We start from the raw sequence: 20,080 nt of genomic DNA, 5'->3' as shown, positions 1-20,080 counted from the left end.
GGCCCGTCATGTCCTCTGCCCCAGCCTTCGCGGCACCACTGCCGATCGACGGTGTCCTGCCGGAGCTTCTGGCAACGCTTGATACAGGGCTGAACGCGGTTCTTGTTGCCGAACCGGGCGCGGGCAAGACGACCCGCGTGCCGCTGGCTCTTCTGAACGCGACCTGGCGCGGCGACGGCAAGATCCTGGTGCTGGAACCGAGGCGTCTAGCTGCCCGTGCCGCTGCACGCCGGATGGCAGCCGAACTTGGCGAAAAGCCCGGCGAGACCGTCGGCTACCGTGTGCGCATGGAAACGAAAGTCAGCGCCCGTACCCGGATCGAGGTCATAACGGAAGGTGTTTTCACCCGGCTGATCCTGGACGATCCGGAACTGACGGGCGTTGCCGCCATTCTCTTTGACGAATTTCACGAACGCTCGCTTGACGGCGATCTCGGGCTGGCGCTGGCGCTGGATGTGCAGGCAGCACTGCGCGACGACCTGCGTCTGCTGCCGATGTCCGCAACGCTCGATGCTGCCGGAATTTCACGCCTGCTTGGCGACGCGCCCGTCATCGAAAGCACGGGGCGCAGCTACCCGGTCGAAACGCGTTACCTGGGGCGAACACCCAAAGAGCGCGTGGAGCCGCAGATGGTGAGGGCAATCCGGCAAGCCCTCGTGGAAGAAAGAGGTTCCATTCTGGTGTTTCTGCCAGGCCAGGGCGAAATCCGCCGCACCGCTGAGATGCTGGAGGGCAAGCTCCCGGCAGGCTGCCAGGTGGAACCACTTTACGGCGGACTGGACGCCAAAGCGCAGGACGCAGCCATCCGGCCGGCCGATGCCGGCAGCCGCAAGATCGTGCTGGCCAGTGCCATCGCCCAGACCTCGCTGACCATCGAAGGTGTGCGTGTCGTTATCGACAGCGGTCTGGCACGGGTGCCGAAATATGAACCGCAGACCGGACTGACCCGGCTGGAAACCGTGCGCGTCTCCCGCGCTTCCGCTGATCAACGGCGAGGCCGCGCCGGACGTACCGAGCCCGGTGTCTGCTACAGGCTCTGGGACGAAGCCCAGACCGTGGCCCTGCCACAGGCAGAGGCTCCGGAAATCCTGGAAGCGGATCTCACCGGCCTGGTGCTGGACCTGGCGGCTTGGGGGACGCTCGATCCGGCAGCCCTCGCCTTTGCCGACCAGCCCCCACTTGCGGCCTGGCGCGAAGCAAAGGCTCTGCTTCAGGATCTGCACGCTCTGGATGACCACGGACGTCTGACCAATGACGGCAAGGCACTGGCGAAGCTCCCGCTGCATCCGCGCCTCGCGCATATGGTGATCGAAGGCGTTGCCCGCGATCTCGGCTTTACCGCCGCGATGATCGCGCTGGTGCTGTCCGAACCGGGTCTTGGCGGCCGGGATCCCGACCTGCGTGCGCGTTTGCAGGCTTTGCGCCACGACAAGAGCCAACGTGTAAAAGACGGCCGCCAACTTGCCGAGCGCTGGCTGAAGCAGGCAGGCGGCACAGGCAGGGAGATAGATCCGGAAAGCGCCGGACTTCTGCTCGCCCTTGCCTATCCTGACCGGGTGGCCCAGCAGCGCGGGCAGACAGGACGCTTCCGCCTTGCGAACGGCCGTGGCGCGGAGTTGGAGGCGGAACATGCCCTTTCCCGGCACGCCTTCCTGACTGTTGCCGATATTCAGGGCAAGGCGGCAAGCGGGCGCATTCAGCTTTGCGCGCCAATTTCCAAGGCCGATATCGAAGACCTGTTTGCTGCAGACATCGTCGAGCAGGATGAAGTCCAGTTGACAGGAGATGGTGCGCTGAAGGCGCGGCGTGTCACCCGCTACAAGGCGGTTGAACTGAAGTCCGTCCAGATCCAGTCAGCAGATCCGGCAGCTGTCGAACGGGCCCTGATTGCCGAGATCCGCCGGCGCGGCGTCTCCCGCCTGCCCTGGAGCAAGGATCAGGAACGTCTGAAGAAACGTGTCGCCTATGCCCGGGAGAACGGCGCGCAGGATCAGCCGGACCTTTCCGACGGCACCTTGACGGAAACCCTGGAAACCTGGCTGCAGCCCTATCTCGCCGGCTGCACGAGCCTTGCCGCAATCGATACCGCCGTGCTGGGCAACGCGCTTGCGGCGCTCCTGCCCTATGATGCATCTGCACGGCTGGACAACCTTGCCCCCTCGCACTTCACCGCGCCGACAGGCAGCAAGGTGCCGATCGACTATGGTGCGGCCGCAGGTCCGACGCTTTCCATTCGCGTGCAGGAACTCTTCGGCCTCAAGGATCATCCGAGTGTCTGTGACGGCAGACTGCCGCTGATCCTGGAACTTCTCTCCCCGGCACAGCGCCCGATCCAGATCACGAAGGATCTCCCCGGCTTCTGGCAGGGTTCCTGGGCGGATGTGAAAGCCGACATGAAGGGCCGCTATCCGCGGCATCCGTGGCCGGACGATCCGATCGAAGCGGAGGCGACGAGAAGGGCAAAACCGCGAGGGAGCTGATTCTCCCGTAAATCACATTCGAATTCAGATAAGCTCTTGACTTGAGCCTGCCATATGCGTTTCCAAGAAGGGCTTAAACACGAAATTTAAAAGAAATCCGATGAAACTGATCTTTCTCTTTTTTGTTTTTATTTTTAGCCATGTCTGCGCCGCCAGTAGTTCTACTCCACTGAGCGACAAAGACGCCGAAAGAATCACTTCCGAAATGATGTTGCAACTTGAGCAACTTCATGAACGCTTGATGGAGATTCTCGAACTGCAAGACCCAACAGAGCGTCAACCAGAGTTGGAGAGGATCAGAGAAGAACTCGAAGAAATTCAAGTTCCGTATCAGACAGCACTGCAGAGTATCGAAACTCAACCACAGGAAAGCTCATCTTTTACGAGAAGGTCGCATCTGAAAGACCTCTGGAAGTGTCAGAAAGCCGTCGCGGTCCTAGTTACTTTCTCGGACATTGTCGTCCAACCTGAAGTTCGTTTTCGTTCCCCTACCCGGGTTCAGAAAACCTACTTCGATTTCTTGAGCAAAAGTGAAGACTGTCGCTATCAGCTCGGCAAAGAACCATCTGCAGAGCTCGACACACCTGCGAAAGTATTTCAGGCTTATCTGCGAGTTATGGAGCGTACTCTCCGCGAGATGAAAGATCTGGACGACCCTGGCTTTCTAGCGGAAACAAGAGGGGATCAGTACGAATGGTTCAGGTTCAAGGAAAAGATTTATTGGCGTCTTTACTCGGAAAATAGTTGGGAGCTTTATAGCCTATACGCCATCACATCTGGGTTAAGCTTGCGTTCGGAAGAATACCGGAACGAGGTGCGCGCGTTTGGCGCGTGCCGAACAATGCAGGGATCATTTATGCAACTTGTTGATAAATACTCCTTTTTTTTGGCACGCGATATTCCCGGCCTCCTACACGACAGGTCATTGAACCGCTTGGTCACGAAGTTCGCGGAATGCGAAGCGGCATTGTCCGATAAGTAAAACGAACTCTTGTATATCAATCTCCGGAAATGGCTCCCTTCAAACGCGAGGCGGTAAGGGAGCCATCTCTCAGACCACGAGTTGGCTAATCAATCGTCCGATGCAGCCACCAGGCTTGCGTTGCCACCGGCGGCCGCGGTGTTGATGGACACCACCTGTTCCAGGGCAAACCGGGTCAGGTAGGCCGGGCCACCGGCCTTGGGGCCGGTGCCGGACAGGCCGGAGCCGCCGAAGGGCTGGGTGCCGACGACTGCACCGATGGTGTTGCGGTTGACATAGACGTTGCCGACGGACAACCGGTCGACAACCTTCTTCACCGTTGCATCGATACGGCTGTGAACACCGAGCGTCAGGCCGTAGCCGGTGCCTGCGATCTGGTCCAGCACCTTGTCCAGGTCGCCAGCCTTGTAGCGGACCACGTGCAGCACCGGTCCGAAGACTTCCCGCGTCAGGGCCTCAGCCTTGTCCAACTCGATGATGTGCGGGGCCACCCAGGAGCCGTTGGCCAGCTTGCCGTGCGGTGTCTTGCCTGCATAGCGCAGTTTCTGACTCTCCTTCATGTCATCGACATGGGAGAGAATGTTGTCGCGCGCTTCCTCATCGATAACCGGGCCGATATCGGTGGATGGCAGCCGGGGGTCACCCAGGCTGAGTTCCCTGGCAGCGCCTTCCAGCATCTCCAATAGATGATCGGCGACGTCTTCCTGCACATAAAGCAAACGCAGTGCCGAGCAGCGCTGACCGGCGGAGCGGAAGGCGGACATCATAACGTCATCGCAGACCTGTTCCGGCAGGGCCGTCGCATCTACGATCATCGCGTTGATGCCGCCCGTTTCGGCAACGAGCGGAACGATCGGGCCGCGTTTTGCGGCCAGCGTGCCGTTGATCAGCCAGGCGGTTTCGGTCGATCCGGTAAAGGCCACCCCGGCAACAGCCGGATGGGACGTCAGCGCCGCACCGACATCGCCTTCTCCCGGGAGCAGGTAGAAGACATCTTCCGGGACACCGGCCTGATACATCAGCCTGGCTGTTTCATAAGCGATCAGCGGTGTCTGTTCCGCGGGCTTGGCGACGACGGCGTTGCCCGCCATCAAAGCTGCGCTGATCTGACCGAGGAAGATCGCCAGCGGGAAGTTCCAGGGAGAAATGCAGACGAAGACGCCGCGGCCACGATAGCGGTAGCGGTTTTCCTCGCCTGTCGGTCCGGGCATCAGCTTGCCTTCACCGAAAAGGTTTCTGGCTTCGGCCGCGTAGTAGCGGCAGAAGTCGACTGCCTCGCGGATTTCGGCAATGCCATCGGTCAGGCACTTGCCGGCTTCCAATGAGAGGATCGTCATCAGACGGTCCCGGTTGGCCTCCAGCAGATCGCCTACCTTGTCGATGGCAGCCGCCCGCTCTTCAACCGGTCTGCGCGACCATTTCTCGAACCCCTTCTGGGCATTTTCGACAGCAAGGCGGGCCGTTTCGCTGTCCGCGAAGCGCACCGTGCCGACCTTGGTCGAGCCGTCCATCGGGGCAAACACCGGATTGGCGTCGCCCGACGGTTTCAGCCCCGCTCCAAGCGGGGCGGCCTCGGTGAACGGTGCTGTGGTTTTCGCCATGCCGGACGTCAGCAGGTTGCGTTCTGCCGCACAGCCGAATTCCACGCCGTCGGAATTTTGCCGGCTATCACCGTAAAGGTCCTTCGGCAGCGGGATCGACCGGTTGATGGAATGGTGGCCGCTATCCAGCAGTTCCTTCGGCCGCTTGAGCATCTTTTCAACCGGCACGGAGGCATCGCCCACGATGGTGACGAAGGAGGAGTTGGCACCGTTTTCCAGAAGGCGGCGGACGAGATAGGCCAAGAGGTCCTTGTGACCACCGACCGGGGCATAGATCCGGCACGGGAAGCCGTCGCGCTCGACAACGGATTTGTAAAGGCTTTCGCCCATGCCATGCAGGCGCTGGAACTCGTACCCTTCCGCCTTGCCACCGGAGAGTTCGATGATCTGGGCAACTGTCAGTGCGTTGTGGGTGGCGAACTGCGGGTAGAGCACATCCCGTGCCGCCAGCATCCGCTTGGCGCAGCACAGATAGGACAGATCCGTCGCCGCCTTGCGCGAGAACACCGGATAGCCTTCCGCCCCGCCTTCCTGAGCGTGCTTGATTTCCGTATCCCAATAGGCGCCCTTTACGAGACGCACCATCAGTTTGCGGTTGGTCTTGCGGGCTGCGTTGACAAGCCAGTCGATCACGTGAATTCCGCGCTTCTGATAGGCCTGAACCGCCAGTCCAAAGCCATCCCAGCCCTCGGTGACCGGATCGGTCAGCATGGCCGCGATGATATCCAGAGAGATCTCCAGCCGGTCGGCTTCTTCAGCGTCGACGGTGAAGTTGAGGTTGTGGTCCTTGGCCAGCTGCGCCAGTTCGCGCAGCTTCGGCAGGAGTTCGTCGCGCACACGTTCGCCGTTGACGGCCTGATAGCGCGGATGCAGCGCGGAAAGCTTCACCGAAATACCCGGACGGTCCGGCAGCTGCTTGTCACCGGCAGCCTTGCCAATGGCGGCAATCGCCTTGGCATAGGACTGGAAGTAACGCTCTGCATCCTTCTGGGTGCGCGCTCCCTCGCCCAGCATGTCATAGGAATAGCGATAGCCCTTCGCTTCCTGGGTCCTGGCGCGTTCCAGAGCCTTCTGGATGGTTTCACCAAGCACGAACTGATGACCGAGCAGGCGCATTGCCTTGCGGGTTGCCATGCGCACGGTCGGCATGCCCATGCGCTTGACGAGGCTCGACAGGATCGACTGGGGCGTGTCGCCCGGATGCAGCAGACGAGAGGTGACGCCCAGCGCCCAGGAAGAGGCGGAGACAAGCCATGTGTCGGATTTCGGGCCTGAGGGATCATCGAAGCGGGCTGCCGCCAGCTTGTCTTCGATCAGCTTGTCCGCGGTCTTTGCGTCCGGAACGCGCAGCAGAGCTTCCGCCAGCACCATCATGGCCAGACCTTCACGGGTGGTCAGACCAAATTCGCGCATGAAGTCTTCCACGCCGCCGAGACCGACCTGGACCGAGCGCATGTCCTGAATATAACCGCGGGCGCGCTGGTCGATCAGTTTCTCCACCACGGGGTCGGTGTTGGCTTCCTTCAGAAGCGCTTCGACAAGCGTCTTGTCATCGGGGGCGTACGCCGGGCGAAACGGCTCGAGTTCGGTCGAATTGATTGTCTTCATGGCTGCAACAGTTGCGGTCATGAGAGCCTCCCAAAGGGGCCCCGCGGGGCCAGGTCACTAGATGCCTCCAAAATATCTTGAATCGAAGTCCGCTTTTCGCTGTTTTTGAAGCCAATCTCCGTGTATTTCTCTGCAAATTTCTTTTTTCTAGGGAAATTCGCCATGCTTGATGCAACAGACCGGAGGATTCTGAAGGTTCTCCAACAGGACGGCCGCATTACCAATACGGACCTTGCCGAACGGGTGCATCTTTCGGCAACCGCGACCGCCGAACGCATGAAGCGGCTGGTACGCGAAGGGTACATCGAGCACTTCTCCGCCAGCCTCAATCCGAAGATGGTGGACCGGGGCTTGCTGGTCTTCGTCGAAATCCGGCTTGACCGCACCTCACCGGAAATTTTCGACGCCTTCAAGATTGCCGTCGAACGCTCGACCGACATCATGGAATGTCACATGGTGGCAGGCGGCTTCGACTACCTCATGAAAAGCCGCGTCAAGGACATGGAAGCCTATCGGGCCTTCCTGTCTGATGTGGTTTTGGCGCTGCCGGGCGTGCGTGAAACACATACTTACGCCGTCATGGAAGAGATCAAGGACACCCATATCCTGCCGGTCTGATTTGCGCGGAGATCAAACGGGCACGAACACTCATCGTTCACAAAGCCTTGTCTTGACCGTGCCATGCGCCTTGCGCGAGGGAACGAGGACCGGACACGATCCGCAACAGGGGAAATTCTGATGAAACGCATGCTTGCCGCAACGCTTGGTCTTCTCGGATCACTGATGGCACCGGTGGCTGCTTCTGCACAGGAGGCGGCCAATGATCCGGCGTGGCAGGCAGTGCTGGATGAGGCCAGAGGCGAGACCGTTTATTTCCACGCCTGGGGCGGCGAGCCGCGCATCAACGCCTATATCGCCTGGGCTGCCCGGGAAGTGGCAAATGAATTTGCCGTTCGCGTGCTTCAGGTGAAGGTGAGCGATACGGCATCTGTGGTCTCACAGGTGCTTGCCGAAAAATCGGTTGGCAAGGTCTCTGGCGGCGCGGTCGATCTGGTCTGGATCAACGGCGAAAATTTCGCGGCCATGAAGGAACAGGGCTTGCTGGCAGCACCTGGATGGGCGCAGACGTTGCCGAACTGGGATTACGTCGACGTGGAAAACAAGCCGACGGTCGCCCAGGATTTCACCGTGCCTACGGATGGCCAGGAAAGCCCGTGGGGGATGGCCAAGCTCGTGTTCATGTATGACAGTGCCCGCCTCGACACCCCACCCGCGACACTCGATGCGCTACTGAGCTACGCCAAGGCGAACCCGGGCCGATTTGCCTATCCGCAACCGCCCAATTTCTATGGCACGACCTTTCTGAAACAGGTTCTCGTCAGCACGGTTCCGGACAAGGCCGCTCTGACGAAACCGGTGGATGAAGCCCGCTTCGAAGAAATGACCGCACCGTTGTTTGCCTATCTGGACGCATTGAACGGTTCGCTCTGGCGCCAGGGCCGCGCTTTCCCGAAGGATGCAGCGCATATGCGCCAGCTGCTTGCCGACGGAGAACTGGATATTGCATTTTCCTTCAATCCGTCCGATGCCTCGAGCGCAATTGCCAACGGCGAACTGCCGCCCAGCGTGCGCACCTTCGTTCTGGATGGCGGCACCATCGGCAACACCCACTTCGTTGCAATTCCGTTCAACAGTTCCAGCCAGGCAGGCGCCAAGGTCTTCGCCAACTTCCTGTTGTCACCCGCGGCACAGGCTCGCAAGCAGGATCCCGGTATCTGGGGCGACCCGACGGTTCTGAACGTTGCCGGACTGCCTGAAACCGAAAAGGTTCTCTTCGATACGCTCGACCTTGGGCCTGCGACCTTGACGCCCGAACAGCTCGGCCCGGTCCTGCCGGAACCGCATCCGAGCTGGGTCAGTGCGCTTGAAGAGGCCTGGACCACCCGCTACGGCGCCGAGTGAGCCGGAGTACGTGGCAACCCAGCCGAAAGCCGTTCCGGCCATTCCGATCATCCTTGTGTCGGTTCTTCTGGCCGGGCCGGTTCTTGCTGGCCTGGCGGGTACGATCCTGCCTGCCTTCGGTTACCTGCCCGCGCTGGGCCAAACCAGCTTCACCCTTGAACCTGTCCGGCACCTGTTCCAACAACCCGGTCTGCTGACTTCCGTTTGGCTTAGTGTTGCCACCGGCCTGACGGCCTCCGTCGCGTCGCTGGCGATCGTGCTCCTGTTCGTGGCAGGCTGGTCCGGAACGGCGGCGTTCCGGCGCCTGACCCGGTTTCTGTCGCCACTGCTTTCGGTACCACACGCGGCGGCGGCCATCGGTCTTGCTTTTCTGATTGCGCCGTCGGGCTTTCTGGTTCGCCTCGTTTCGCCCTGGGCGACTGGCTGGACCAGGCCACCCGACGTTCTGATCCTCAACGATCCGTTCGGCATCGCCATGACGGTTGGTCTTGTCGCCAAGGAAGTGCCTTTTCTGTTCCTGATGACGCTCGCCGCGCTAAACCGCCCTCACGTTCAGGAGTATTTCAAGGCAGGTGCCAGCCTTGGCTATGGCCGTGTCGCAACCTTCTTCAAGATCGTTCTGCCGCAGATCTACCCGCTCATCCGCCTGCCGGTGCTGGCAGTGGTCGCCTATGCCACATCCGTCGTTGATGTCGCCGCCATCCTTGGGCCAACGACACCGGCTCCGCTCGCCCCGCGTCTCGTCAGCTGGATGAACGACCCGGATCTGACCAAACGTCTGATGGCATCTGCCGGGGCGTTGCTGCAACTTGCCGTCAGCACGACTGCTCTGGCCACCTATCTGGCAGGCGAACGGCTGGTCGCCTCGGCCTCCAGGCGCCGTCTCGTCACCGGGCATCGTCACTTGCGCGAGCGAGCGGCAAGGTATGGCGGACTTCTGGTGATGGTAATCATCATCGTCGCCATGATCCTCTCGCTGCTTCTGCTCGGGATCTGGTCTGCCGCCCGCTCGTGGTGGTTTCCCTCCGTTCTGCCGCAGGCCTGGAATGTCATGCAAATGACCGACACCCTCGGCATGAGCCTCGGGCTACTCAGAACAACTGTCGCTCTGGCCTGTGCCTCCGCGTTTGTTGCAACAGCCCTGACACTTTGGGTTCTGGAAGCGCGCGATCACCGCAAGTCGACCTCTTCGCGCCGTCTCAAGACACTCGTCTTCCTGCCGCTGCTGCTGCCGCAGATCAGCTTTCTGTTCGGTCTGCAGCTGCTTTTCCTGTCAGCGGATTTCAGCGGCACATTCTCCGCTGTTTTGCTGGCCCACCTGGTTTTCGTCCTGCCCTACGCCTTCCTGGCCTTGAGCGATCCCTGGGCCCGGCTCGATCCGCGCTTTGCCAAGGCCGCAGCCTCCATCGGTGCGTCGCGTGCCCGCATCTTCTGGCAGATCCGTTTGCCATTGCTGCTGCGGCCAGTTCTGGTAACGCTTGCCGTGGCAGCCGCGGTTTCCGTCGGCCAGTATCTGCCGACCTTGATGATCGGTGCTGGACGGATCGCCACGGTCACGACCGAGAGTGTCGCCTTGGCCAGCGGAGGCAGCCGGCAGGCAACTGCGCTGTTGGCCCTGTTGCAACTTGGCATACCACTGGCCGGATTTACGCTGGCCGCACTGTTACCGGCGTTGCTTCATCGCAACCGGGCCGCCATGCGGCTGGAAAGGTGAGGCAAGCAATGCAAATCCCAAACGAGCCATTGGGCCTGGTTCTTCAGGACGTCACCCTCCTCCTGGACGGAGTGCCCCTGCTTGGGATCGACTGCCGGATAGAACCGGGAACAGTACTCACCGTGATGGGCGAAAGCGGCAGCGGCAAATCCAGCCTGCTCGACTTCATTGCCGGTTTCCTCCGGCCGGATTTCAAGGCGAGCGGCACGGTGATGCTTGATGGCAAGGATCTCACACCTCTGCCCGCACAGGAGCGCCATATCGGCCTGATGTTCCAGACGCCGCTGTTGTTCCCGCATATGTCCGTGCTGCAGAACCTGATGTTCGCCATTCCCGCTGCAATCCGCAAAAGATCCCTCCGGCGGGACATGGCTCAACAGGCCCTCGCCGATGTCGGGCTTTCCGGCTTCGGCAGCCGGGACCCTGCGACGCTGTCCGGTGGTCAGCAGACCCGCGTCGCCTTGATGCGAACGCTTCTTGCCGAGCCGCATGCGCTGCTACTGGACGAACCTTTCTCAAGTCTCGACAAGGCCCGGCGAGCTGACATCCGGGCATTGGTCTTCGACGCAGCCAGACAAAAGGGCTTGCCCGTCCTGCTTGTCACGCACGACGAGGAAGACGCTGTGGCAGCCGGTGGCAAGGTACATTTTCTTGATGAAAGCGGATCAGGCAACGGCTGCGCCTGAGAAGGAGGTCACATAGGGGCAATTGTCGGCGAACAGGGCGTACGGCCAAAACGTTCGGAAGAACTGAGCCGCCTAAATAGTCTTCTGATAGCAGACAGAAGATGTCTGCCGTTGCCGGGTTCGCTCCGACGACGGCAGACGGAAATCAGGTTTGTGAACCCTGGTGCTTATTCGGCGGTGTCCGCAGACTTGGCCTGCAGCAGGGAGTAGTTGTCGATGCCGATCCGTTCGATCAGTTCAAGCTGCGTTTCGAGGAAATCGATGTGGCTTTCCTCGTCGCTCAGAAGCTGTTCAAACAGCGCCATGGAAACATAGTCGCCGAGCTCGCGGCAGACTTCGCGGGCTTCGTGGTAAAGGGCCCGCGCGACGTATTCCGCTGCAAGGTCGCCTTCAAGGCATTCCTTGACCGACTGGCCGATCCGCAGCGGGTCCAGGGTCTGAAGATTGGGCAGACCTTCCAGGAAGATGATCCGGTCCATCAGATCCTGTGCATGCTGACGCTCTTCGTCAGCTTCCGCCAGTTCCTTGTCGGCCAGCTTGCCGAAGCCCCAGTCGGCCAGCAGCCGGGCATGGACCCAATACTGGTTCACTGCCGTCAACTCGTGCCGCAGGGCCTTGTTGAGATACTCGATTACGCGCGCTTCGCCCTTCATGACCCTCTCCCTGCGAGATCCCTCCGGGGTGCTCTGTCACTTGGACATGTGCCCGGATGTAGATCGAAATCCATGTTCCGGACCAAGCCATTTCTCTGGCAGGGGCCGGTAAGTCCTAGCGGTTTGAAGCCTGCTTCAATTCTGCAGGCGACTCTTCCGACTTTGGTTGCTCTTCAGAACTTTTTTCGTGAATGATGTCAATGACCGACGGAAAACAGCTTCCGCAACGCGGCCTGCACCCCAGATGACGGAACACCGCTCCGGGCGTTGGCACCTTGCCATTCGGGTCTGCACGCATTTCTTCCGCGGCTTCGCGAAGTTGCTTGTCAGACAGTACGTTACAGGAGCAAATGATCATTGTAGGATCCGGCGCGCGTCCTCATATGCGAACATATTGGCATTGACGAATTCCAGCGCAATAACGAAACTCGACTGCAAGAGTCAACTTTTTCCACGACTTTTGCACGCCAGCAGGGAAATAACATGACCGGCAAGGGTATCCCCGACGAGCGTCCGACACTCGTGCTGACAGGCGCGAGCCGCGGCATCGGACATGCCACCGTCAAGCGGTTTTCCGCGGAAGGCTGGCGGGTGATCACCTGCTCCCGGCAGGCGTTTTCGGACAAGTGTCCATGGCCGATGGGGCCTGAGGACCATATCCAGGTGGATCTTTCCGATCCGGAAAACCTCGGGTTTGCCACCCAGGAAATCCGCAAGCGTCTGGAGCCCAACGGTTCGCGCCTTCATGCGCTGGTCAACAATGCGGGGATCAGCCCCAAGGGCCCCGACGGGGAACGACTGGATTCGCTGACAACGGCCATGCACGAATGGCGAACCGTTTTTCAGGTCAACTTCTTTGCCCCCATCCTGCTCGGTCGGGGCCTTTTCAAGGAACTGAAGAATGCCAAGGGTTCGGTCGTCAACGTGACGTCGATCGCCGGCATGAAGGTGCATCCCTTCGCCGGTACCGCCTATTCCACCTCGAAGGCGGCCCTCGCATCGCTTACGCGGGAGATGGCAGCCGACTTCGGTCCGCACGGCATTCGCGTCAATGCAATCGCACCGGGCGAAATCGATACATCCATCCTGTCACCTGGCACCGAAAAGATGATCGAAGACATTCCGCTCCGCCGCCTTGGCCTGCCGAATGAAGTTGCCGACACGATCTATTACTTGTGCTCCGAGAAGTCTTCCTACGTCAGTGGAGCAGAAATTCACATCAACGGCGGCCAGCATGTATAAATCAATTATACAACCCGAACTTCTTCTAGCTTGCCGATATATTTGCGGCACCTAAACCAGACTTTCAAAATGACGCATTTCTTCTTCAGCTAAATATTACCTGAAGCTAAAAATGCGTGATTTACCTAATGTTCATTGCGCTCCGCAATACTGACAGAACGACAATGCAGTTGTTCCGGCTGTGCGGGGATAAAATGAAACGAATATTGAAAGTTCTGACCGACTTGAAATTTGGCTTCAAGGTCGGCGGCGGTTTTCTGGCTGTCTTGCTGCTGACGGCAGTCGTAGGTGGCGTGGGATTTCTGGCCATCCATGGTCTGTCCGCGCGGTTCGTCGTTGCCGATCAGGCGGCCAAGGTTGCCGGACAGGTCCAGGCAACGTCCCTGCTTCGTGAAGACTATCTCAACAATCCTTCGGCAGACCTTCGCAATTCCGTGCTTGAAGGTGTGGCGACGCTGCAAGGCGAACTGGACCTCCTGACCAACGAGATTGCGGGCGACACCGCCTCTGAAGCTCAGGTTGCGGGGGCCAAGGACGCGGTCTCCAGTTTCTCGACCACTTTCGATCAGGTCGCCGAGCAGACGGTGCAGCAGGCCGAGCGTATCGCGACACTTCAGAAAAGCACCAATGATCTGGAAGCACTGGCGACCAACATCAGTGACGCCGTTCTGACGGAAGAAAAACGCATCAGCGCCGAAGCTTTCGCGGCGAACAGCCAGCTGGACGATGCCAACCAGCTTCAGAGAACCGTGTTCGAACTGAAAGACGAAGTCGTCAAGGTTCACATGCTTTACCTGAAGGGCAGCGGCAACATTGACGGTGAAGATCTTACCTCAGCCATCGACACCGCACGCAACCTCGTCTCTTCCACGAAGCAGATGAAGTACAAGCAGATCGACGGTATCGACCGCAAGACCGTGAGCAAGCTGGCCTCGCAGGCGAACAAGCTCAACGCGGCTCTGGAGAACCTCACCAAGGATCTCGGCTTTTCCGAAGCCTATGAAGCACGCCAGGCCGTCGGCAATGCCATCGACGGGATGAACGGCTTTACAGAAGAAATTCTCGGGCAAGTCCACCCGGTCGTTTCCAAGGCAAAAACCGACGCACTGACCGCCTCCACCCGCCTTGCAACGGTACGCTCCATTGCCGAGAAAGCGACCAGCCTGAATGAGATGGCGCTGGCCGCCCGTGCGGAAACACTCTACCTCTTCGGCGCTTTTGGTGTCAGCGACCAGTCGGCCGTGGAAGAACAGATTGCCAATCTGCAGGGCCTGGAAAAGGACATGGTCAAATACGCCATGATCCTTCCCTCCGCCGCAGACGCAATCAACGCCATCCCTGAATCCGTTGCAACGCTCGACAAGTCTTTCCGCGAGATGCTTGTCACCAAGGCTGATCTGGCCGCCAAACGAGTGGACCTTGACGATCTGACCCGCAAGGTCAGCGCCGACATCACGTCCATCTCCGCTGCACAGTCGCAGGCCGCCAATTCCGCCGCCACGGCTGCAAAGGTCCAGATTGCCGTCACGATCCTGCTCGCCATCCTGGGCGGCATCGGTCTTGCCTTCATTCTCAACCTGGCCATCACGCGTCCGATCCGCACGATCACCGGCGTCATGGACCGCCTGGCAAACGGCAACAATGAAGTTGTGATCCCGGGCATCGATCGCGGCGACGAGATCGGCGACATGAGCCGCACCGTGCAGGTGTTCCGCGACAACGCTGTCGAACGCGCTCAGCTGCAGGAGCAGAATGCCCGCGAGGAAGCCTCCCGTCAGGAACGCCAGGCCCGTATCGACAGTCTGATCCATTCTTTCCGCACCAAGGCGGAAGAAGCGCTCGGCTCCGTGGAAACCACCGCGGGCGGCCTCGACAACACCGCACAGGCCCTGACGGAAATCGCCCGGGATAGCGCAGGCTACGCCAGCGAAACCCAGGCATCGTCCAACGAGACCACCAACAACGTTCAGACCGTGGCAAGCGCCGCCGAAGAACTGGCGGCTTCGATCGGCGAGATCTCCCGCCAGGTTGCCCAGACAACAGAAATCGTCGACCGGGCCACCACCGGAACACGGATCACCAACCAGAAGGTCGAAGGGCTGGCGGAAGCCGCCACAAAGATCGGCGAAGTGGTGACCCTCATCCAGGCGATTGCCGAACAGACCAACCTTCTGGCCCTCAACGCCACCATCGAAGCGGCACGCGCCGGAGAAGCCGGAAGAGGTTTCGCGGTTGTTGCTGCCGAGGTGAAGGAGCTGGCCACCCAGACCTCCAAGGCAACAGAGGAGATCTCCAGCCAGATCACCGAGATCCAGAACGCGACCAAGGAATCCGTCGTTGCCATTGGCGAGATCGCGGAGACCATGACCGAGGTGAACACCTACACCACGGCCATCGCATCGGCCGTCGAACAGCAGGGCGCCGCCACCGCGGAGATTTCGCAGAACGTGCAGCGCGCGGCGGAAGGAACCGGTGCCGTGTCCTCTTCCATGTCGCAGCTTTCGCAGGCCGTTGACCAGACCTCCTCGTCTGCGGACATGGTGCTGTCGGCTTCCGGAGAACTGACCCAGAAGACCCACGAACTGAAGCGTGAAGTCGAGCAGTTCCTCTCCGAGGTTGCCGCGGCCTGATCGCACACATCTAACCGAAGAGGGCGGGTGAGCTTCGGCTCCCCGCCCTTTTCTTTTGCACTCGACAGGATCGCCGACGACAGCAGGAAATTGCCTTTGCGGTGCTGTTGTGGCCGGTCACGAAACCTCCGGAGCGGAGGGGTTCAAAAGCCGGCCAGGAAACCTTTTCGACCACAAAGGAACGTCTAATCTACTTTCAAAAGAAGGCAGGATGTTCTATGGCGGAACAACTTCAAACCTGACAGAAAACGAGTGAGACCCGTGGCGGATCAGACCAGTGCCTCCACCTATTCCCCGTCCGGCGAGCCTGCACACCAGAGCTGGCCGGTGATCCTGGAAACCAAGGGCTGGAAGGACTATCGGCTTCTGGACATGGGCCAGGGCGAGAAGCTGGAGCGTTATGGCCGTTTCACCATCGTGCGTCCGGAACCGCAGGCCATGGGGGCCCGGCGGCAGAAGGAAAGTGTCTGGAACCGTGCCGATGCCGTCTTTTCCGGCGACACGGAAGAAGAAGGCCCGGGCCGCTGGAAGTTTTCCGGAAGCGTGCCGGAAACCTGGCCGATGTCATACGGCCCTGTTCGCTACAACGGTCGCTTCATGTCGTTCCGCCACGTCGGCGTCTTCCCCGAACAGGCCGCCCATTGGGACTGGGTCAACGGCAAGATCCGCGCTGAACGCGAGCGCGCACCGGAAAAGCCGCTGAAGATCCTGAACCTTTTCGGCTATACCGGCCTTGCCTCGTTACTGCCGGCGACGGAAGGGGCGCAGGTGACCCATGTGGACGCCTCCAAGAAGGCGATCGGTTATGCCCGCGAGAACCAGGAGATGTCAGGTCTCGAAGATCTGCCGATCCGATGGATCTGCGAGGACGCTTCGAAATTTGTTGCCCGCGAAGTGCGGCGCGGCAACACCTATGACGGCATCATTCTCGACCCACCGAAATACGGCCGCGGCCCGAAGGGCGAGGTCTGGGACATCTACACCAGCCTGCCCGGCATGCTCGCGGATCTGAAGCAGCTTCTGGACAAGGACGCATTGTTCATGATCCTGACCGCCTATGCGATCCGCTCCAGTTTCGTGTCCATTCACGAACTCATGGCAGAAACCCTGGACACCGAAGGCGGCCTGCTGGAATCCGGCGAACTGGTCATCCGCGAGGAGGACGGCAAGCGCGCACTGTCCACGTCGCTCTTTTCACGCTGGAGCAGCAGATGATCGAAAAACGCCAGGGGGCGGTGAAACAGATCACCAGCCATTCCAACCCGATCGTCAAGGAAATCAAGGGGCTCGTCGCGCAGCGCAAGCACCGCAGCCAGTCGGGCCTGTTCGTGGCCGAAGGCCTGAAGCTGGCCACCGATGCGCTGGAAGCCGGCTGGGGCGTGCGTTATCTCGCGCTCGGGCCTGAAGCGCGGGACAATCCTGTCGCGCAGAAGGCCGCTGCTGCCGCGAAGGCACGCGGCGCCCTGATCCTGGAAGCATCGACCGCCGTCATGTCCGCCATGACGCGCAAGGACAATCCGCAGATGGTTGTCGGTGTTTACGAGCAGAAGCTTCTGGGAGCCCGCGACATTGATCCCGCCGGCACCACGCTCTGGGTCGCACTCGACCGGGTGCGCGATCCGGGCAACCTCGGCACGATCATCCGCACGGTCGATGCGGTCGGTGGCGCAGGTGTCATGCTGGTCGGCGATTGCACGGATCCCTTCGCGGTTGAAGCGGTGCGCGCCACCATGGGCTCGCTGTTTCATGTGCCGCTGGCCAAACTCGGCAAGGACGAATTCAAGTCACTGGCCGAAAGATGGCCCGGCACCGTCGCGGCCACTCACCTGAAGGGATCGGTCGACTATCGCACGCCCGACTATGCCGAGCCGGTTCTGCTGGTCATGGGCAACGAGCAGAAGGGCCTGGAAGACGACATGGCAGCCGCCTGCCGTACCTTGATCCGCATTCCGCAAGTCGGACAGGCCGACAGCCTGAACCTGGCCGTTGCCACGGGCGTTGCGCTTTATGAAATCCGCCGCCAGCATCTGGAGCTTTAGAACCTATGCGTCTGTTTATCTTTGGCACCGGGTTTTCCTCCAAGGCGTTCGTGGAAGAAGTGCGTGACCAGTTCGACTGGATCGGCGGCACAACGCGTTCTTCGGACAAGATGGAGGCGCTCCGGACACTGGGTGTCGAACCGTTTCTCTTCGACGGTAGTTCCCAAGGCGACGGCGTTGCCGAGGCACTGAAGCAAGCGACGCATATACTGGTCTCGATTGCTCCGAATGAAGCCGGCGACCCGGTGCTGAACCAGTACGCCAATGAGATTGCCGGCGCGAAACCGCGCTGGATAGGATACCTCTCCACAGTCGGTGTCTACGGCAATCACGACGGTGCCTGGGTCGATGAGGACACTCCGCTCCACCCCGTTTCCAAACGCTCCGTCCAGCGTGTCGCGGCAGAAGAGGCCTGGTTGGCATTTGCCGAACAGAATGACCTGCCGGTGCAGATTTTCCGCCTTTCGGGCATTTATGGCCCGGGCCGGAATGCATTCGAGAATTTCAGGAAGGGCACGGCGCGGCGGCTGGTGAAGCCGGGTCAGGTCTTCAACCGCATTCACGTTGCCGATATTGCGGGCGCATTGAAGGCTGCCATGGCAAAGCCATCGACGCGGGTTTTCAACGTCACGGACGATGAACCGGCCCCTCCGCAAGATGTGGTGGCCTTTGCCGCGGAGCTGCTCGGCGTCGAAGCCCCGCCCGAGATCCCGTTCGAAACCGCGGATCTCACACCGATGGCCAGGTCCTTCTACGGCGAAAACAAGCGGGTTTCCAACCAGCGCCTCAAGGACGAGCTTGGGTTTACATTCCGCTATCCGGACTACCGTGTTGCCCTGAAGGCCTTGTTGGAGACGGTGTGATCCCGTCGCAGGTCCCTGCCCTGACCAGACCCTGACACGGCGGCGCCTTTTTTCATGCGCCGCCAGCCGTTTCATCCATTCATTTCAGCCGTTATTTGGGCTGCGGCACGACGCGCAGATAAGGCTTCAGGGTCTTCCAGCCTTCAGGGAATTTCTCCTTCGCCTCTTCATCGCTCACCGCCGGGACGATGATGACATCCTCACCGGACACCCAGTTGGCCGGGGTGGCGACCTTGTGGGCGGAGGTGAGCTGCAGACTGTCGATCACGCGGATGACTTCATCGAAGTTTCTGCCCGTGGAGGCCGGGTATTCGATCTTGAGCTTGATCTTCTTGTCCGGGCCGATAACGAACAGCGACCGCACGGTCAGCGTGTCATTGGCATTGGGATGAATCATGCCGTATGCGGTGGCCACTTTACGATCCGGATCGGCAATCAGCGGGAAGTTCAGGGCAACGCCTTGCGTATCGGCGATGTCACCAACCCAGGCATGGTGATCCTCGATGGGATCGACCGAAACGCCGAAAACCTTGACGCCACGGGCTGCGAACTTGTCCTTGAGCTTGGCGGTCATTCCCAGTTCGGTGGTGCAGACCGGCGTGAAATCCTTGGGGTGGGAAAACAGAACCGCCCAGGACCCTTCGATCGCCTCATGAAAACGGATCGGACCATCCGTGCTGTCGGCTTCGAAATCCGGTGCCTCGTCTCCGAGCAAAAGTGCAGACATGAATGAGCTCCTTAAAATTACGGACCGCAATCTCAGTTTTGCGGCGGTTTACCCTTCAGTTTTTGCGCAGACTTGTCGAGTCTCCCGGCCCCTTCCACCAAGGGGCAAATGAACGCAGGGGTTGACGTTGCCTGGTTCAGCCCCCAGTTTCGGATCACAACAAGGCGGGGATTTTCGCCACATAATTCAAAAGCTTGCATGGGAGAACCTTATGACCACCTGGCGCGTCTACTTATCCGGCGAAATCCATACCGACTGGCGTGACAGGATCATGGAAGGCACATCCGCACTCAAGTTGCCGGTGGAATTTTCCTCTCCCGTAACGGATCACGATGCCAGCGACGATTGCGGCGCGACCATCCTGGGTGGTGAGGACAACAAGTTCTGGTACGACCACAAGGGCGCAAAGGTGAACGCGATCCGCACACGGACGCTGCTGGAAAAAGCCGACATCGTCGTGGTCCGCTTCGGCGATAAATACAAGCAATGGAACGCAGCCTTCGATGCCGGCTATGCTGCCGCGCTCGGCAAGTCTCTGATTGTCGTTCATGACCCGTCGCTGACCCACCCGCTCAAGGAAGTTGACGCAGCTGCTCTTGCGGTCGCCGAGACCTCCGAACAAGTCGTCGATATCCTCAAATATGTTATACTTGGGAAGCTCGATCGGTGAGCAGGTCTTGAAATTAACAATTTCATTACCATACTAATAGACACTATGGAAAAGCCCGGGTGTTTTTACCGGGCAACCAGACCTCCGCCAAATGGAACGGCTTCTTGAAGTGAGGCAGTCGCGAAAAGACTGCGCACGTCGATGTCCAGTTCCGAGCAGGGTCTGAAAAGTACTTTAGTATTATCATCAACACTGTCATCAAGGCGTTGAAAAAGGCAGCTAT

Annotated in this window: 16 protein-coding genes; 12 read left to right on the top strand and 4 right to left on the bottom strand. The window is 59.9% G+C overall.

From position 1 onward, the window contains the following. Positions 1-8 precede the first annotated feature (8 nt). Together hrpB and J7447_RS18335 are read left to right on the top strand one after the other, a co-directional pair. Positions 9-2,480, top strand: a complete 2,472-nt coding sequence (gene hrpB / locus J7447_RS18340) for an ATP-dependent helicase HrpB (protein WP_209170518.1) — start codon at positions 9-11, stop codon at positions 2,478-2,480. 100 nt (positions 2,481-2,580) lie between these two features. Further along, positions 2,581-3,462 carry a hypothetical protein gene (locus J7447_RS18335; RefSeq protein WP_209170517.1) on the top strand — a complete coding sequence of 294 codons (882 nt, stop codon included), beginning with the start codon at positions 2,581-2,583 and terminating at the stop codon, positions 3,460-3,462. Positions 3,463-3,551: 89 nt separating this feature from the next. On the opposite strand, the gene putA is transcribed toward J7447_RS18335, so the two are convergent. Beyond that, positions 3,552-6,692, bottom strand: coding sequence for a bifunctional proline dehydrogenase/L-glutamate gamma-semialdehyde dehydrogenase PutA (gene putA / locus J7447_RS18330; RefSeq protein WP_286189267.1), 3,141 nt, complete (start codon positions 6,690-6,692; stop codon positions 3,552-3,554). A 141-nt stretch (positions 6,693-6,833) separates the two neighbouring features. On the opposite strand from putA, the gene J7447_RS18325 reads away from it, so the two are divergent. From J7447_RS18325 to J7447_RS18310, 4 genes are all read left to right on the top strand, one after another. Beyond that, positions 6,834-7,289 (top strand): winged helix-turn-helix transcriptional regulator, encoded by a 456-nt coding sequence (locus tag J7447_RS18325; protein ID WP_022999714.1) that lies wholly within the window; start codon positions 6,834-6,836, stop codon positions 7,287-7,289. Positions 7,290-7,409: 120 nt separating this feature from the next. After that, on the top strand, positions 7,410-8,633 hold the full coding sequence (locus J7447_RS18320; protein ID WP_209170516.1) for an ABC transporter substrate-binding protein: 1,224 nt from the start codon (positions 7,410-7,412) through the stop codon (positions 8,631-8,633). Positions 8,634-8,643: 10 nt separating this feature from the next. Then, complete coding sequence (locus J7447_RS18315) at positions 8,644-10,347, top strand: ABC transporter permease subunit (protein WP_353653802.1); 1,704 nt, start codon at positions 8,644-8,646, stop codon at positions 10,345-10,347. Between the two features lie 8 nt (positions 10,348-10,355). Continuing rightward, on the top strand, positions 10,356-11,033 hold the full coding sequence (locus J7447_RS18310) for an ATP-binding cassette domain-containing protein (protein ID WP_209170515.1): 678 nt from the start codon (positions 10,356-10,358) through the stop codon (positions 11,031-11,033). Between the two features lie 167 nt (positions 11,034-11,200). On the opposite strand, the gene bfr is transcribed toward J7447_RS18310, so the two are convergent. Both bfr and J7447_RS18300 read right to left on the bottom strand, forming a co-directional pair. Further along, positions 11,201-11,686: a bacterioferritin gene (gene bfr, locus J7447_RS18305; RefSeq protein WP_209170514.1), complete on the bottom strand. Its 486-nt coding sequence runs from the start codon at positions 11,684-11,686 to the stop codon at positions 11,201-11,203. A gap of 115 nt (positions 11,687-11,801) precedes the next feature. Further along, positions 11,802-12,044 carry a (2Fe-2S)-binding protein gene (locus J7447_RS18300; protein ID WP_062490562.1) on the bottom strand — a complete coding sequence of 81 codons (243 nt, stop codon included), beginning with the start codon at positions 12,042-12,044 and terminating at the stop codon, positions 11,802-11,804. A 125-nt stretch (positions 12,045-12,169) separates the two neighbouring features. Between J7447_RS18300 and J7447_RS18295 the strand changes: the two genes are divergently transcribed. The 5 genes from J7447_RS18295 (at position 12,170) to J7447_RS18275 (ending at position 18,460) form a co-directional block, all read left to right on the top strand. Then, positions 12,170-12,928: an SDR family oxidoreductase gene (locus J7447_RS18295; protein WP_209170513.1), complete on the top strand. Its 759-nt coding sequence runs from the start codon at positions 12,170-12,172 to the stop codon at positions 12,926-12,928. A gap of 194 nt (positions 12,929-13,122) precedes the next feature. Next, positions 13,123-15,558 carry a HAMP domain-containing methyl-accepting chemotaxis protein gene (locus J7447_RS18290; RefSeq protein WP_209170512.1) on the top strand — a complete coding sequence of 812 codons (2,436 nt, stop codon included), beginning with the start codon at positions 13,123-13,125 and terminating at the stop codon, positions 15,556-15,558. A gap of 261 nt (positions 15,559-15,819) precedes the next feature. Further along, complete coding sequence (locus J7447_RS18285; protein WP_353653801.1) at positions 15,820-16,773, top strand: class I SAM-dependent methyltransferase; 954 nt, start codon at positions 15,820-15,822, stop codon at positions 16,771-16,773. Further along, on the top strand, positions 16,770-17,597 hold the full coding sequence (locus J7447_RS18280; RefSeq protein WP_209170511.1) for an RNA methyltransferase: 828 nt from the start codon (positions 16,770-16,772) through the stop codon (positions 17,595-17,597). Before J7447_RS18285 ends, J7447_RS18280 begins: the two co-directional genes overlap by 4 nt. Before the next feature lie 5 nt (positions 17,598-17,602). Continuing rightward, positions 17,603-18,460, top strand: coding sequence for an SDR family NAD(P)-dependent oxidoreductase (locus J7447_RS18275; protein ID WP_168686422.1), 858 nt, complete (start codon positions 17,603-17,605; stop codon positions 18,458-18,460). A 91-nt stretch (positions 18,461-18,551) separates the two neighbouring features. On the opposite strand, the gene J7447_RS18270 is transcribed toward J7447_RS18275, so the two are convergent. Beyond that, positions 18,552-19,187, bottom strand: coding sequence for a peroxiredoxin (locus J7447_RS18270; RefSeq protein WP_022999703.1), 636 nt, complete (start codon positions 19,185-19,187; stop codon positions 18,552-18,554). A 211-nt stretch (positions 19,188-19,398) separates the two neighbouring features. Between J7447_RS18270 and J7447_RS18265 the strand changes: the two genes are divergently transcribed. Beyond that, the gene (locus J7447_RS18265) at positions 19,399-19,857 is read left to right on the top strand and encodes a YtoQ family protein (RefSeq protein WP_022999702.1); all 459 of its coding nucleotides are present in this window, start codon (positions 19,399-19,401) and stop codon (positions 19,855-19,857) included. Positions 19,858-20,080 lie beyond the last annotated feature (223 nt).

The organism is Labrenzia sp. R5_0 (genome assembly GCF_017743835.1).
GTDB classification, from domain to species: Bacteria; Pseudomonadota; Alphaproteobacteria; order Rhizobiales; family Stappiaceae; genus Roseibium; species Roseibium algicola.
Note: the sequence above shows the minus strand (reverse complement) of the source record. Positions and strands in the feature narration are given on the sequence as shown.

Bases quoted from the DNA above. Each gene is read 5' to 3' on its own strand.
- J7447_RS18295 (WP_209170513.1), top strand. From the start codon at position 12,170: ATGACCGGCAAGGGTATCCCCGACGAGCGTCCGACACTCGTGCTGACA.
- J7447_RS18290 (WP_209170512.1), top strand. From the start codon at position 13,123: ATGAAACGAATATTGAAAGTTCTGACCGACTTGAAATTTGGCTTCAAG.
- J7447_RS18275 (WP_168686422.1), top strand. From the start codon at position 17,603: ATGCGTCTGTTTATCTTTGGCACCGGGTTTTCCTCCAAGGCGTTCGTG.
- J7447_RS18270 (WP_022999703.1), bottom strand. From the start codon at position 19,187: ATGTCTGCACTTTTGCTCGGAGACGAGGCACCGGATTTCGAAGCCGAC.
- putA (WP_286189267.1), bottom strand. From the start codon at position 6,692: ATGACCGCAACTGTTGCAGCCATGAAGACAATCAATTCGACCGAACTC.
- J7447_RS18265 (WP_022999702.1), top strand. From the start codon at position 19,399: ATGACCACCTGGCGCGTCTACTTATCCGGCGAAATCCATACCGACTGG.
- bfr (WP_209170514.1), bottom strand. From the start codon at position 11,686: ATGAAGGGCGAAGCGCGCGTAATCGAGTATCTCAACAAGGCCCTGCGG.
- J7447_RS18300 (WP_062490562.1), bottom strand. From the start codon at position 12,044: ATGATCATTTGCTCCTGTAACGTACTGTCTGACAAGCAACTTCGCGAA.
- J7447_RS18320 (WP_209170516.1), top strand. From the start codon at position 7,410: ATGAAACGCATGCTTGCCGCAACGCTTGGTCTTCTCGGATCACTGATG.
- J7447_RS18310 (WP_209170515.1), top strand. From the start codon at position 10,356: ATGCAAATCCCAAACGAGCCATTGGGCCTGGTTCTTCAGGACGTCACC.
- J7447_RS18335 (WP_209170517.1), top strand. From the start codon at position 2,581: ATGAAACTGATCTTTCTCTTTTTTGTTTTTATTTTTAGCCATGTCTGC.
- J7447_RS18280 (WP_209170511.1), top strand. From the start codon at position 16,770: ATGATCGAAAAACGCCAGGGGGCGGTGAAACAGATCACCAGCCATTCC.
- hrpB (WP_209170518.1), top strand. From the start codon at position 9: ATGTCCTCTGCCCCAGCCTTCGCGGCACCACTGCCGATCGACGGTGTC.
- J7447_RS18325 (WP_022999714.1), top strand. From the start codon at position 6,834: ATGCTTGATGCAACAGACCGGAGGATTCTGAAGGTTCTCCAACAGGAC.